General features: G+C 68.7%; 10 protein-coding genes. 6 read left to right on the top strand and 4 right to left on the bottom strand.

What is annotated here, in order from left to right:
• Positions 1 to 26: 26 nt before the first annotated feature.
• Both FVP33_RS12105 and cofD read right to left on the bottom strand, forming a co-directional pair.
• Positions 27 to 2,651 carry a bifunctional FO biosynthesis protein CofGH gene (locus FVP33_RS12105; protein WP_147783918.1) on the bottom strand — a complete coding sequence of 875 codons (2,625 nt, stop codon included), beginning with the start codon at positions 2,649 to 2,651 and terminating at the stop codon, positions 27 to 29.
• A gap of 598 nt (positions 2,652 to 3,249) precedes the next feature.
• Positions 3,250 to 4,233, bottom strand: coding sequence for a 2-phospho-L-lactate transferase (gene cofD / locus FVP33_RS12100; protein WP_147783917.1), 984 nt, complete (start codon positions 4,231 to 4,233; stop codon positions 3,250 to 3,252).
• Positions 4,234 to 4,381: 148 nt separating this feature from the next.
• On the opposite strand from cofD, the gene FVP33_RS12095 reads away from it, so the two are divergent.
• Genes FVP33_RS12095 through FVP33_RS12085 form a run of 3 tightly spaced genes read left to right on the top strand, consistent with a single transcriptional unit; the run spans position 4,382 to position 8,898 of the window.
• On the top strand, positions 4,382 to 5,356 hold the full coding sequence (locus FVP33_RS12095; protein ID WP_147784147.1) for an AAA family ATPase: 975 nt from the start codon (positions 4,382 to 4,384) through the stop codon (positions 5,354 to 5,356).
• A 7-nt stretch (positions 5,357 to 5,363) separates the two neighbouring features.
• Entirely contained in the window at positions 5,364 to 6,653 is a 1,290-nt protein-coding gene (locus FVP33_RS12090) for a DUF58 domain-containing protein (RefSeq protein WP_147783916.1), read from the top strand.
• Positions 6,640 to 8,898 (top strand): transglutaminase TgpA family protein, encoded by a 2,259-nt coding sequence (locus FVP33_RS12085; RefSeq protein ID WP_147783915.1) that lies wholly within the window; start codon positions 6,640 to 6,642, stop codon positions 8,896 to 8,898. Before FVP33_RS12090 ends, FVP33_RS12085 begins: the two co-directional genes overlap by 14 nt.
• A 54-nt stretch (positions 8,899 to 8,952) precedes the next feature.
• On the opposite strand, the gene FVP33_RS12080 is transcribed toward FVP33_RS12085, so the two are convergent.
• A protein-coding gene (locus tag FVP33_RS12080; RefSeq protein WP_425460948.1) for an IS5 family transposase occupies positions 8,953 to 9,850 on the bottom strand; the annotation gives its coding sequence in 2 pieces (ribosomal slippage) (positions 8,953 to 9,490 and positions 9,489 to 9,850; 900 coding nt in all).
• A 46-nt stretch (positions 9,851 to 9,896) separates the two neighbouring features.
• Positions 9,897 to 11,249 (bottom strand): aminotransferase-like domain-containing protein, encoded by a 1,353-nt coding sequence (locus FVP33_RS12075; protein ID WP_147783914.1) that lies wholly within the window; start codon positions 11,247 to 11,249, stop codon positions 9,897 to 9,899.
• Between the two features lie 132 nt (positions 11,250 to 11,381).
• Between FVP33_RS12075 and FVP33_RS12070 the strand changes: the two genes are divergently transcribed.
• From FVP33_RS12070 to FVP33_RS12060, 3 genes are all read left to right on the top strand, one after another.
• Positions 11,382 to 12,230, top strand: a complete 849-nt coding sequence (locus FVP33_RS12070) for a nitrilase-related carbon-nitrogen hydrolase (protein WP_147783913.1) — start codon at positions 11,382 to 11,384, stop codon at positions 12,228 to 12,230.
• 19 nt (positions 12,231 to 12,249) lie between these two features.
• A complete protein-coding gene (gene hydA, locus FVP33_RS12065) occupies positions 12,250 to 13,683 on the top strand; it encodes a dihydropyrimidinase (protein WP_147783912.1) in 1,434 nt (477 codons plus the stop codon).
• A gap of 109 nt (positions 13,684 to 13,792) precedes the next feature.
• The gene (locus tag FVP33_RS12060) at positions 13,793 to 14,809 is read left to right on the top strand and encodes a TIGR03842 family LLM class F420-dependent oxidoreductase (protein ID WP_147783911.1); all 1,017 of its coding nucleotides are present in this window, start codon (positions 13,793 to 13,795) and stop codon (positions 14,807 to 14,809) included.
• Positions 14,810 to 14,820 lie beyond the last annotated feature (11 nt).

Here is a 14,820-nt window from a genome sequence, read left to right as displayed (position 1 = left end):
CGCAGCGCGAAGGAGAGCGCGCTCGATCAGCGCGAGTTGACCACGTCCAGCGGCAGCAGCCGAAGCGACTTGCCCGTCGACGCGTAGCCGGTGGACGCGTTCCGGCGCGCGACCTCGCGCCGCTCCGCCGACGGCTCGCCGTACGTCGTGGTGCGCTGGTAGGCTTCGCGTCCGATCGCCGAGGTGAGCTCCTCGAGCTCGTCCACGGTCTTCTCCGAACCGTTGTCGGCGCCGGCCATGCGGCTGATCGTCTCCTCCATGAGGGTGCCGCCCACATCATCCGCGCCGCCCTGCAGCATGAGTTGCGTGCCCTCCGTGCCGAGCTTCACCCAGGAGGTCTGGATGTGGTCGATGCGGCCGTGAAGCATGAGGCGCGCGACCGCGTGCACCGCCCGATTCTCCTGGGCGGTCGGGCCAGGACGGGCGACCCCGGCGAGATATACCGGTGAGTTCATATGAACGAACGGCAGGAGTACGAACTCGGTGAACCCGCCCGTGTCGTCCTGCACGCGAGACAGGGTCCGCAGGTGCCCGACCCAGTGGGTGGGGTTGTCGACGTGGCCGTACATCATTGTGGAGCTCGAGCGGATGCCGATGCTGTGCGCGGTCGACACGATGTCGATCCAGGCCGCGGCCGGCAGCTTCCCCTTGGTGAGCACCCAGCGCACCTCGTCGTCGAGGATCTCGGCGGCGGTTCCCGGGATCGTGTCGAGTCCGGCCGCCTGAGCCTCGAGCAGGAAGTCCCGATAGCTGAGGCCGGTGCGCGCCGCGCCGTTCACGATCTCCATCGGGCTGAACGCGTGAAGGTGGATTCCGGGCTGGCGTTCCTTCACCTGCCGGGCGAGGTCGAAGTAGGCGGTGCCGGGCAGGTCGGGATGGATGCCGCCCTGCATGCAGATCTCTGTCGCCCCGATGTTCCAGGCCTCGTCCACCCGGTCGCCGACCTGCTTCATGGAGAGAGTGAAGGCGTCGGCATCGGTCTTGCGCTGCGCGAAGGCGCAGAAGCGACAGCCGGTGTAGCAGACGTTGGTGAAGTTGATGTTGCGATTGACCACGTAGCCGACGCGGTCGCCGACCGTGTCGTGGCGCACCCGGTCGGCGAGGCTGGCGAGCGCATCCAGGTCTTGCCCCTCTGCGCCGAGAAGCGCGAGGTACTCGGCGTCGCTGAGCCCCGCCGGGTCTGTCTCGGCGCGGGACAGCGCCGCGCGCACGGCGGGGTCGCCCGAGTGGCCGACCGGTCGTCGGGTGTCGCCCACGGTCTCGCGCAGCTCGGACCAGTCGCCGTAGACGTCCTCGAAGTCGCTGCGCCGGTCGGTCGAGCGGCCCTCGGTGTCGATCTCGGTGTGGAGGTTGACCCGGCCGGAGCCGATCCACTCGGGGTCCGGCTCCTGCCACGGCAGTCCGACCGGAACCCGGCCCTCGACGGCGAGTCCGTCGGGGGTGGCGAGAGCGCGGATGTGGGGGAGCAGCCGCGGGTCGAGCCACGGCTCCTCCGCGCGAACGTAGTGCGGGTGCACGGTGAGGCGCTCGCGCAGGGTGTAGCCCGCGGCATCCGTGAGCCTGGCGAGTTCGTCGATGTTCGGCCAGGGGCGCTCGGGGTTGACGTGGTCGGGGGTGAGCGGGCTCACGCCGCCCCAGTCGTCGATGCCGGCGCGCACGAGCATGGCCAGCTCGTTCTCGTCGGTGAGGTTCGGCGGTGCCTGGAGGCGGGCACCCGGACCGAGCACGATGCGCGACACGGCCACGGCGGCGATATATTCCTCTACCGGCAAGTCTTCGCGCCGCATCATCGCGGTCGACATCTTCGACCGGAAGTTCTGGATGATGACTTCCTGGATGTGCCCGTGGCGCCGGCTCGCGGCGCGGATCGCGAACAGCCCCTCGATTCTCTCGGCGTAGGTTTCGCCGATGCCGAGGAGCAGACCGGTGGTGAACGGCACGTTGCTGCGGCCGGCGTCCTCGATCACCCGGAGACGGATGGCCGGGTCCTTGTCCGGCGACCCGTAGTGGGCCTGGCCCTTCTCGGTGAAGAGCCGAGTCGAGGTGGTCTCGAGCATCATGCCCATCGACGGCGAGACGGGCTTGAGGCGCTGGATCTCCTCCCAGGTCATGACGCCCGGGTTCATGTGCACGAGGAGTCCGGTCTCCTCGAGGATTCGCACGGCCATCGCCCGCAGGTAGGCGACCGTCGAGTCGTAGCCGTTCGCATCCAGCCATTCCCGCGCCTCCGGCCAGCGCTCCTCCGGCCGGTCGCCGAGGGTGAAGAGCACCTCCTTGCAGCCGAGGGCGGCCCCGTTTCGGGCCACTTCGAGGATCTCGTCCGGCGACATGAACATCGCCTTGCCCTGGGACTTGAGCTGCGCGGGAGTCTTCACGAAGGCGCAGTAGTGGCAGCGGTCCTGGCAGAGGTGGGTGACCGGGATGAAGACCTTGCGGGAGTAGGTGATCACCCCGGGGCGCCCGGCCCGCTCCAGCCCGGCATCCCGAACGCGACCGGCCGCCACCAGGAGGCGGTCGAGGTCGGCGCCCCGGGCGTGCAGCAGGGTCTCGGCCTCGGTCGCGTCGATCGTCACGCCGGTCTCGGCGCGCTTCAGGGCACGACTGATGGCGGATGCGCTGGGGACGAAGGCTTCTTCACTGAATTCCGGCATGGCTCAACGTTTCTTGATCGAAAGAAAGAGCCCAAAGCCGGGCGCGAAACCAGATTCGCCGCCAGTCTAACGCCGGCATGTTTCGGGCGTGCACAATGCGCGGCTTGTGCGGCGCGGCCTCTGCGCCGTGCCCCGACTCACCTCGACCGGCTGCGTCCCGATGCACCCCGATGCACCCCGCGGCATCGCGCTGCACCCGGCTGCACCCTGCTCCAGCTCGCGGCATCCCGCTCCAACTCGCCTTTCTCCGGAGGATTGCGGCTCAACCAGGCGAAATCGGGCTTTTCGACCGCGATACGGCGCGCGCAGAACAAAACCTCCGGAGAAACGTCAGAGCGGAGGAGAAGGTCTAAGCGGAGGAGAAACGTCGGAGCGGAGGAGAAACCGGATGCGGCGGGCCGGGGTCGGAACAGAGCGACGGGTCGCTGCCGTGGCGGCGACTCTCGCACACGTTTCTCCGGAGGATCGCGGCTCAACGGGTGAAAAATAGGGCGTTTCGGACTCGATACGGCCGGCAGGGAACCAAACCTCCGGAGAAACGCGAGTGGGCCGAGGTGAGTGGGCCGAGGCGGCGGGGCCGAGGCGGCGGGCGACGAGACTACCGGGTGGCGAACGCGAGGGCGTCGGCGGCGAGGCGCGCGCTCGACTCCGGGTCGCGCATCCAGAGCGGCACCGCGGTCGCGCGGATGCCGGCGGCCTCGACCGCGGGAACGGCGGCGGCATCCGCCTGGTCGACGAGCCAGGCGTCGAGCAGGCCGCCGGCCGACCGCGCGCCGTAGTGCGCCGCCACGGCCTGCGCCGAGGTGGCGACGCCGATCGCCGACAGGCAGGCATCCGCCATGCCGCGCACGACGGCGCCCGCGATGATCGGGGAGACGCCGACCACCGGCGCCGGTGCAGCCGCGATGGCCTCGCGGATGCCCGGGATGCCGAGGACGGTGCCGATCGAGACGACGGGATTCGACGGCGCGACGAGGATCACGTCCGCGGAGCCGATCGCCTCGAGTACGCCGGGGGCGGGGCGGGCGGCCTCGACCCGGTGCTGCACGAACGCGCGGGCGGGCAGCGCCGCCCGATGCCGCGTCCACCACTCCTGGAAGTGCATCGACGTGCCGGCGTCGTCGACGACGACATGCGTCTCGACCTCGTCGTCGGTCGCCGGCAGGAGCGTCGCGCCGAGGTCCCAGCGGGAGGTGATGCGCCGGGTCACCTCGCTGAGCGGCAGCCCGTCCCGCAGCAGCGACGTGCGGGCGAGGTGCGTGCCGAGGTCGAGGTCGCCGAGGGTGAACCACGGCCAGCCGACGCCGTAGGCGCGAAGCTCGGCGCTCACCCGTTCGGTCTCGCCGATGCGACCCCAGCCGCGCTCCTCGTCGTTCTCGCCGGCGAGGGTGTACATGATCGAGTCGAGGTCGGGCGCGATCCGCACCCCGGTGAGCCACATGTCGTCCCCGGTGTTCACGATCGCGGTGAGCTCGGCGGTGGAGCCGGCCGCCCCGTCGGGGAGGGCCGACCGCACGTGTTGGCGCAGTCCGCGGATGAAGCGGGCGCCGCCGACGCCGCCGGAGAGCACGGTAATTTTCACGGGTCAACGCTAGCCGCTGCGCCGACAGCGTTCGGGCCACGAGCGCACGGCAGATTCCCAGCCGCAATTCAGCGGTCCATCTGGCAGACTCACGAGAGGTACTCCACACGCTTTGCGAAGGTCAACGGTGAACAACACGAGCGACGCCATGGCACTCGACGATTTCTATCGAAACTGCGCCGAGATCATCCGTCGAGTCGAGACCGTGATCGACGGCAAGCGCGAGGCCGTTCAAATGGCACTCACGGCGCTGCTCGCCGAGGGGCACGTGCTGATCGAGGATGTTCCGGGCGTCGGCAAGACCATGCTGGCTCGGGCGCTTGCCAAGTCCGTCGACTGCACAGTCAACCGCATCCAGTTCACCCCCGACCTGCTTCCCTCTGACATCACCGGTGTCTCCATCTACAACCAGGTGGAGCGCGAGTTCGAGTTCAAGCCCGGGCCGATCTTCGCGAACATCGTGATCGGCGACGAGATCAACCGGGCGAGCCCGAAGACCCAGTCGGCGCTGCTCGAGAGCATGGAGGAGGGCCAGGTCACCGTCGACGGCACGACCTCGATCCTCGCCTCGCCGTTCACCGTCATCGCGACCCAGAACCCGGTCGAGATGGAGGGAACCTACCCGCTGCCCGAGGCGCAGCGCGACCGCTTCATGATGCGCATCTCGATGGGCTATCCAGACGAGGCCGCCGAACTGGCGATGCTTCGCCGGAGGGAGTCGTCGAGCCCGCTCGACGACCTCGAACCGGTGGTGAGCACGGTGCAGCTGATCGCCATGATCGAGACCGTGAGGGGAGTTTTCGTGTCGTGGGCGGTCGAGCAGTACGCGGTGAGCATCGCCCAGGCGACGCGACGCGACGAGGATCTGAGGCTCGGCGCGAGTCCGCGGGCGACACTCCAGCTCGTGCGCGCCGCGAAGGCCCGGGCGGCCCTCGATGGCCGTGAGTTCGTGCTTCCCGACGACATCGACGCCCTCGCCATCCCGGTGCTCAGCCACCGACTCATCCCCACCAACCGGGTGTCTGGCCGGGGCAATCCGTTCGACCCGGGCGCGGTCTCCGAGATCATCGCCCGCATCGTGGGGGCGACGCCCGTGCCGCTCGGTGCAGTGGGGCCGGCCTGAGACCGCCATGTCCAGCCGCTGGCGCCGACGGCGCTCCTCGCGCACGGCGCGACTGACCAGACGCGGGGTGGTGCTGCTCGTCCTCGGCGCCGCCGCCCTGCCGCTCGCCTACTGGTTGGGGCGGCGGGAGCTGCTCTACCTCGGCAGCTTCCTCGTCTTGCTGCCGCTCGTTGCCCTCGCCTTCGTGCGGTGGCGGAGGGTGCGGATGTCGGTGCGCCGAACCTTCGCGCCCTCCGTGGTGAGCGCGGGACATCCCACCGTGGTGCACCTCGACATCGAGAACCAGGCCACCACGCCGACCATGGAGGTCGCCTGGCGTGACACCTGGCCATGGCGGCCGTACTCCACCCAGCCCGGGCGGCTCGGCGCGCTCAAGCCGCGGGGGCCACGGTTCGCCGGGCGAGGCAATTCGGCCCGCATGAAGTATGAGCTGGTTCCCCCGATCCGCGGAGCCTTCCCGGTGGGGCCGATGCTCGTCGACTTCGCCGACCCCTTCGGCCTCGCGACGGGCGAGGCCGTCGCCGGCGCGATGCAGACCCTGATCGTGACCCCGGATGTGGTGGCCCTGCCAGACAACGTCGTGTCGATCGCCGCAGACGAGGGGCCGACCCGCACGCTGCAGCGCAGGGCGCTCGGCGGCGAAGACGACCTCATGACCCGGGAGTACCGACGCGGGGACGCCCTCCGGCGCGTGCACTGGCGCGCATCCGCCCACCATGGCGAGCTCATGGTGCGCCAGGAGGAGCAGCGAAGCCACGCGGAGGCGCGCATCGTGCTGGAGACCCGCCGCGTCCGCTACCGCGACGCCGAGTCGGGGCGCGAGGTCGACCAGCCGGAGAGCGAATCCTTCGAGCGGGCGGTCTCCCTGATCGCCTCGGTCGGACTTCACCTGCTGCGCAGCGGATTCGTCGTGCGCGTGATCGAGACCGGGCAGCAGCAACTCGCGCCGCCCGATCGCCCGAACGAGTTCCTCGAGAGCCTCGCCGTGGTGCGGCTCGTCGACGACGCGACCTCTGACCTCACCCTCCTCAGCGGCGTGGACCGGCCGGACCGCTCCCAGGGCTCCATCTTCGCGGTGCTCTCGGAGCCCGACCACCAGCTCGTCGAGCGTCTCGTCACCCAGCGCCACTCCTTCGATCTCGCCGTCGCCTTCCTCGTCTCGCCCCGCCAGCTGGCGCTGGCCGGCGTGCTGCGCGCGGGCGGCTGGATCTGCATCCCGGTGGCCGTCGGCGAACCGATAGAGTCCGTCTGGCGCGCGGTCGGTGCCGCCCAGGAGGCGAGCCGTGCACGCGGTTAGCGCGGCGAGCAGGCTCCGCCCCGCCGCCACCGCACCCTCCGATTTCGGCCGGGATCGCTCGGTGAGGGTGAGCGGCGCGCTCCTCCTCGCGCTGATCGCCACGATCACCGGACTGCACGTGATCCTCGAGGGTGCGCTCTGGTGGATCCAGCTCGTGCTGCTCAGCGCGCTCGTGCTCGGGACGGCGACCGGCGCGCGCTACCTCACGCGGTACCGATGGCTGCCGCCGCTCCTGTCGCTACTCGTGTTCGGGGGAGCGCTGACGCTGTTCTTCGCCTCCGGCACCGGCTTTCTCGGAGTCGTGCCGACCGGCGACTCGTTCGAGCGGTTCCGCGAACTGACCGATGCCGCCGCCGTGTCGATCAACCGGCAGTCCCTGCCGGCCGTGGCGAACATCCCGATCACCTTCCTGCTCTGCGCCGGAGTGGGGGCAATCGCGTGGATCGCCGACCTGATCGCGCTCACCCTGCGTTTTCCGGCGCTCGCCGGCATCCCGCTCGCCGTGCTCCTCGCGGTGCCCAGTGTCGTGTCCATCGATTCCACCGACCCGTTCGTGTTCGTGGCCGCTGCCCTCGCGTTCCTGCTGCTCCTGCGGAGCGCCGTGCCCCTCAGGCTCACTCGCGCGACCGTGTCACTCGCCTCGGCGATCATCGTCGGCACGATGGTGCTCCCGCTCGTGCTTCCCGCTGTCACGCCGGCGGAGGAGGTCGGATCGGGGCTCAGCACGGGCGTGAACCCGGTGCTCTCCCTCGGCGACGACCTGCGCCAGGACATCGAGCACACGGTGCTCGACTACAGCACGAAGTCGGGCGACGGGCACTACCTGAGGCTCGTGAGCCTGGAGAAATTCGTCGGATCGAGCTGGAGCCCAGACAATTTCTCGGTCAACCGGGGCAACACGACGAACAAGCTGGGGGAGGCCCCAGGACTGTCGCCCGACGTGGGCCGATCGAACGAAACGAGCTACGTCTCGATCAAGTCCCTCACGAGTCCGTGGCTCCCCCTTCCGTACCCCACCACCACGATCAGCGGGCTCGTCGGTGACTGGTTCTGGGATCCGGCCGGACTCGTGGTGCGCAGCCCCAACCAGACCGCGGAGGGCGAGTCCTATCGGGCCGTGAGCCTCACGATCTCGCCGACGCCGGCGCAACTCGAGGCCGCCGGCTCCACCGTGCCGAGCGGTCTTGCACCCTACCTGGACCTCCCGGCCGACATCCCGGCGGTGATCGGCGCGACAGCCCAGGCGGTGGCGGGCGGCGCGCCAAGCAACTATGAGAAGGCGCTGCTGCTGCAGGACTTCTTCCGGATCGGCGACTTCGAATACTCCGAGACCGCCCCGGTGAAGGCCGGCTACGACGGCACGGGAATGAAGGTCGTCGCCGCGTTCCTCAAGGCGAAATCGGGGTACTGCATCCACTTCGCGTCGGCCATGGCGGTGATGGCGCGCAGCCTCGGCATCCCGTCGAGGATTGCGATCGGCTTTCTGCCCGGATCCCGCACCGGTTTCGACAGCGCGGGCCGCACCCTCTTCGAGGTGACCTCCCACGACCTTCACGCCTGGCCGGAGCTGTACTTCGAGGGCATCGGCTGGACCCGTTTCGAGCCGACTCCCGGACGGGGCGACATCCCGAGCTACGCCGACCAGAGCCTGGCCGATGTGCCGATCCCGGTCAATTCGACCCCCGCGTCGAACTCGCCGGCCGCCGCCCCGCGGCCGTCGTCGTCGGCCTCGGTCAACCCTCTGGATCCCTCCGGCCCCAACCGGGCGAACGGCGGCGGGATCGCCGGACTCAACTCGTGGCTCTGGACGGCGTTCGCGCTGCTGTTGGTGGCGCTGGTGACCTCCGTCCCCGGGCCGGTCAGGAGCCTGCAGCGCCGCCGCCGGGTGCGCTCGCTGCGAGCGGGAACGGCCCAGGCCGTCGTCGCCTGGCGTGAGGTGCTGCAGTCGGCGGACGACCTCGGCTACGCGATCCCACAGACGGCGACGCCACGGGAGGCGGAGGAGATGCTCGCTACCCATGTGCCGGGGGCGCACCCGGCCCTCGGCCGCCTCCGGGTCGCCGTCGAACGGGAGAGCTACGCGGCGCCGAGCGGCGGCGGTGCGTACCCGGGGGCGTCCGGTGACGTGCTGACGGTGGTCGGCGGCCTCCGCGCGACCGCCGGACGCTGGCGAAGGCTTCGGGCGGCGATCGCCCCGCGGTCGCTCTGGGCCCGCCTGGCGGCGCGGCTCAACCGCGAGGCCTAGGGACTAGGCGCGAGGACTGGGCGCGAGGCTCGTGTGCGGCCTCCCGGCTTGGGTCTAGGGCGTGTCTCCTAATGCTTTGAGCCAGATTGTGATGGCCCTGAGGACGGCTCCGCCGCGGTAGGTGATGGCGAGTTTGTCGTAGCGGGTGGCGATGCCACGCCATTGTTTGAACGTGTTGAAGGAGCGTTCGACGACGTTGCGGCGTTTGTAAATCTCCTTGTCAAAGGCGGGCGGCCGGCCACCCTTGCTGCCGCGCCGTTTCCGGTGGCCGATCTGGTCTGCCGGTTCCGGTATGACTGCCTGAATGCCGCGGGACCGCAGCAGCTTCCTGATCGCTTTCGACGAATACGCCTTGTCGCCGAGGGCCCGAACCGGGGTCGACCGAGGTCGTCCCGGGCCATGCCGTGGCACTTCCAGCGCAGTCAACAGATACGGGAACATCGGTGCGTCGCCACCCTGCCCCGGGGCGACAATCACTACCAGCGGACGCATTTTCGCATCGCACAGATGGTGGATCTTCGTCGTCAAACCGCCGCGCGACCGGCCGATTGCATGATCAGGAGGCTCGTGCCGAAATTTCGTGTAATTCGACAGGTCCCCCTGTGTCGCGGGGAAGGTTCGTAGCGTGCTGGTGGGCACGGTTCACCGTGGAATCCACCGACACCTCCCACTCGATCACCCCGGCCGCATCGGCATCAGCGAGCAGCCGGGTGAGAACCAGATCCCAGGTCCCGTCTCCCGAGAACCGCCGGTGCCGTTTCCAGACCGTCTTCCACGAACCGAAGTGATCCGGCAAGTCCCGCCACGGAATCCCGGCCCGATACCGGTAGATGATCCCCTCCACGACCCGCCGGTGGTCCTGAAAAGGCCTCCCCGACCGACCGACCGAACTGGGCATCAACGGCTCGATCCGAGCCCACTGGGCATCCGACAACACAGCAAAACGAGTCACCCAAAAATGATGGCAAACATCACCAGCAACGATAAGGAGACACGCCCTAGGGCCACGCCGCTGAGGCGAGGCTGGCGGCGACGGAGTCGAAGTCGTCCCGAACCAGGCCCGCCGTCACGCGCACGAAGTGTCCGCCGGGACCGGCGAGGCTGCCCTGCCCGGCCTGGCCCACCTGGAACGGCGTGCCCGCCGCCACGCGGATCCCGGCAGCGGCGAGCCGCACGACCGCGGTGCGCTCGTCCGCGACGGGCAGCCAGGTGTTGATGCCGTCGGCCGGGGCGACCGTGAGGCCCGCCCGGCCGAGCGCCTCCGACAGCTTGCGCTGGCGTGCGCGGTAGACGCGGCGGGCGTCGTTCACCTCGGAGACGGAGGTGGAGTCGGTGAGCAGGTCGTGCAGTATCGTCTGCAGCATCCGCGAGGTCCAGCCCGGCCCGAGGATCCGACGAGCCACGAGCTGCTCGATGATCTCGGTGTTGCCGCCGACCGCCGCGATCCGCAGGTCGGGGCCGTGGGACTTGGAGAAGCTGCGGATGTGGATGACCTGGTCGGGCAGCCACGCCCCGAGGCTCACATCCCTCGTCGCGGCGATCTCGCCGGAGTGGTCGTCCTCGATGATGATGGCGTCGCTCGCGTGGCGGCTGCGCTTCACGACGCGGGCGAGTTCCTCGGCCCGCGCCTTCGTCATCGACCGACCGGTGGGGTTCTGGGCCCGCGGCTGCAGGATGATCACGGTCGGCCGCAGGGTGAGGGCCTCCTCGAGCAGGTCGGGGCGCATCCCGTCGGCGTCGAGCCCGACGGGGACCCGCACCGCACCGAAGTGGTCGAGCAGGTCGAAGATGGGCGGGAAGCCGGGATCCTCCACCACCACCCGGTCACCAAAACGAACCGTGATCTCCATCGCGCGGGAGAGAGCGTCGAGGGCGCCGTCGACCACGGTCACCGCCTCGACCTCGTACGACCAGGTCGAGCGCAGGATGGCCTCGAGCTCCGGGATCACCGGCTGGTCGAGGTAGCTCACGGTGCCGGCCCGCATCGACACGCGGGAGAGGGCCGGGCCGAGCGCCGGGAGGAGTACCGGATCCGGGGTGCCGGTGGAGAGGTCGAGTCGGGTGGCCTCGAGCTGGCCGGCGAGCCCCTGGAACCGCGGGGGAAGCCACTTGCGTGGGGTGGCCATCACGAAGCTCCCGCTTCGGCCGCGCGAGATGATGAGGCCGACGCTCGACAGAGCCTGCCAGGCGTGGCTCACCGTCGCCGGGCTCACACCGAGGTCGGCGGCGAGTTCCCGCACGGTCGGCAGCCGGTCGCCGGGGGCGAGGTCGCCGGAGGTGATCAGGCGGGCGACCGCCGCGGCGATGCCATGCGGCGACGTCTCCTCGACGGCCCGCGCGATCGCCGTCACGACACGTCCTTGCGCTCAACCATTGATCTGATTCCGATTCGCCTCTATGTTTACGCCAACGTCACACAATGAAACATATGGGAAATGTTTACGGCGCACAATAACAAAACGAAGATGGCAATGGAGGCCCCGATGACTGTCGTACGTGCAGCGCTCACCCAAACCACATGGACCGGCGACAAGGAATCCATGATCGCCAAGCACGAACAGTTCGCCCGGGATGCCGCCGCGCAGGGCGCGCAGATCATCTGCTTCCAGGAGCTCTTCTACGGGCCGTACTTCGGCATCATCGAGGACACCAAGTACTACGACTACGCCGAGACGATTCCGGGCCCGACCGTCGAGCGCTTCCAGGCTCTCGCCAAGGAACTGAAGCTCGTGATCGTGCTGCCGATCTACGAAGAGGACATGCCGGGCGTGTACTACAACACGGCTGTCGTGATCGACGCCGACGGCACGATGCTCGGCAAGTACCGCAAGCACCACATCCCGAACCTCCCGCAGTTCTGGGAGAAGTTCTACTTCCGTCCAGGCAACCTCGGCTACCCGGTCTTCGACACCGCCGTCGGCAAGGTCGGCGTGTACATCTGTTACGACCGGCACTTTCCGGAGGGATGGCGCGAACTGGGGCTGGGCGGCGCGCAGATCGTCTTCAATCCCTCGGCCACCAAACCCGGCCTCTCCAACCGCCTGTGGGAGCTGGAACAGCCCGCCGCTGCGGCGGCGAACCAGTATTTCATCGGGGCCAACAACCGGATCGGCACCGAGACGGAGGAGTTCGGCGACGCCGCCGTCACCTTCTACGGCAGCTCGTACTTCGTCGACCCGCGGGGCAACTTCGTGGGGGATGTCGCGAGCACCGACAAGACCGAGATCGTGATCCGCGACCTCGACCTCGACGTGCTGCGCGAGGTGCGCAACGCCTGGCAGTTCTACCGGGATCGCCGGCCGGAGTCGTACACCGCGACGGTGGCGCCGTAGAGCGGCGGGAAGAATCGCGATGAAGACCCTGATCAAGAACGGCACGGTCGTCAATTCGACCGGCACCGCCACGGCCGACGTGCTCATCGATGGCGAGACGATCGCCGCGGTGCTCGCCCCCGGGTCGAGCCTGCTCGGCTTCGACGTCGAGTCGAACGTCGACACCGTGATCGACGCCCGCGGCAAGTACGTGATCCCCGGCGGGATCGATGCGCACACCCACATGGAGATGCCGTTCGGCGGCACGAACGCGAGCGACACCTTCGAGACGGGAACGCGCGCCGCCGCATGGGGCGGCACGACATCCATCGTCGACTTCGTCGTGCAGTACGCGGGAGAGAACATCCTCGACCAGTACCACCTCTGGCACGAGAAGGCCGCGGGCAACTGCGCGATCGACTACGGCTTCCACCAGATCCTCAGCGACGTGCAGGACTCGTCGCTCGTGGCGATGGACGAGTTGCTCGCCGAGGGCGTCTCGAGCTTCAAACTGTTCATGGCCTACAAGGGCGTCTTCCTCTCCGATGACGGCCAGATCACCAAGGCGATGCAGAAGGCGGCGAGCAACGGCTCGATGATCATGATGCACGCCGAGAACGGCAGCGTGATCGACCTGCTGGTGCAGCAGGCGGTGGCCGCTGGCAACACCTCGCCGCTCTACCACGGCCTCACCCGGCCGTGGCAGGCGGAGGAGGAGGCCACCCACCGTGCCATCATGCTCGCCAACCTCACCGGCGCGCCGCTCTACGTCGTGCACGTGAGCGCCAGGCAGGCGGTCGACCAGATCGCCGCCGCCCGCGACAACGGCCAGAACGTGTTCGGCGAGACCTGCCCCCAGTACCTGTACCTGTCGCTCGAGGAGCAGCTCGGCGCCCAGAGCGGGGAGTGGGGAGCCTTCGAGGGGGCCAAGTGGGTGTGCTCCACCCCCCTGCGCTCGCGCAAGGAGGGCCACCAGCACCACATGTGGCAGGCGTTGCGCACCAACGACATCCAGATGGTCTCCACCGACCACTGCCCGTTCTGCATGAAGGGCCAGAAGGACATGGGGCTCGGGGACTTCTCGAAGATCCCGAACGGCATCGGCTCGGTCGAGCACCGCATGGACCTGCTCTACCAGGGCGTGGTCGACAAGAAGATCTCGCTCGAGCGCTGGGTGGAGGTGACCTCCACGACCCCCGCCCGCATGTTCGGCATGTATGGCAAGAAGGGTGTGATCCAGCCCGGCGCGGACGGCGACGTCGTGATCTACGACCCGAACGGGCACACCTCGATCGGCCTGAACAAGACCCACCACATGAACATGGACTACTCCGCCTGGGAGGGCTTCGAGATCGACGGGCACGTCGACACCGTGATCTCCCGCGGCAAGGTCATCGTCGACGACAACCGCTACGTCGGAACGAAGGGCGACGGAAAGTACTTCAAGCGCGGCCTCTCCCAATACCTGATCTGATGAACCCCAACTCCGCGGTTGTTCCCCTTTGTCACGATTGTTCCCCGGCGAGCGGGTCCAATCCTGACAAACGGGAACATTCGCGGGCGAAGAAGAGAGCACAGTAGCCATGGAATTCGGAGCAGTACTCCAGACCAACCCGCCGGCGTCCCGCACGGTGCACCTCGCCAAGCTCGCGGAACAGCACGGATTCGAGTACGTGTGGACGTTCGACTCGCACCTGCTCTGGCAGGAGCCGTACGTGATCTACAGCCAGATCCTGGCCGAGACGCACCGGATCAAGGTCGGCCCGATGGTCACCAATCCGGCAACACGCGACTGGACGGTGACGGCCTCGCTCTACGCGACGCTCAACGAGATGTATGGCAACCGCACCATCTGCGGCATCGGACGGGGCGACTCGGCGGTGCGGGTGACGAACGGGGCGCCGACGACGCTCAAGGCTCTGCGCGAGGCGATCCACGTGATCCGCGAACTGGCGAATTCGCGGTCCGTCGAGTACAACGGCGCGCAGTTGCAGTTTCCCTGGAGCCACGGCTCCGAGCTCGAGGTGTGGGTGGCCGCGTACGGCCCCCTCGCCCTCAAACTCACCGGGGAGGTGGGGGACGGATTCATCCTGCAGCTCGCCGATCTCGACATCGCCGAGTGGATGATCAAGACCGTTCGCGACGCGGCCGAGAAGGCGGGCCGCGACCCGGCCGCCGTCAAGTTCTGCGTCGCGGCGCCGATGTACATCGGCGACGACTGGACCCACATGCGCGACCAGTGCCGCTGGTTCGGCGGCATGGTCGGCAACCACGTGGCCGACATCGTGGCCAAGTACGGCGAGTCCTCGTCGGTACCCGCCGCGCTCACCGACTACATCAAGGCGCGCGAGGGCTACGACTACAACCAGCACGGGCGAAGCGGCAACACCCACGCCGCCTTCGTGCCGGACGACATCGTCGACCGGTTCTGCCTGCTCGGCAGCGCGAGCGACCACATCGCCAAGCTCGGCGCGCTGAAGGAGCTCGGCGTCGACCAATTCGCGGGCTACCTGCAGCACGACAACAAGGAAGAGACACTTCGGGTGTACGGCGAGACCGTGATGCCTGCCCTGCGCGAACAGATCGTGGCCAAGGCATGACCGGAGAGGCC

Origin of the sequence: Lacisediminihabitans profunda, from assembly GCF_008040105.1 — a bacterium.
Taxonomy (GTDB): domain Bacteria; phylum Actinomycetota; class Actinomycetes; order Actinomycetales; family Microbacteriaceae; genus Lacisediminihabitans; species Lacisediminihabitans profunda.
This window is presented reverse-complemented; position numbering and strand designations above follow the sequence as displayed.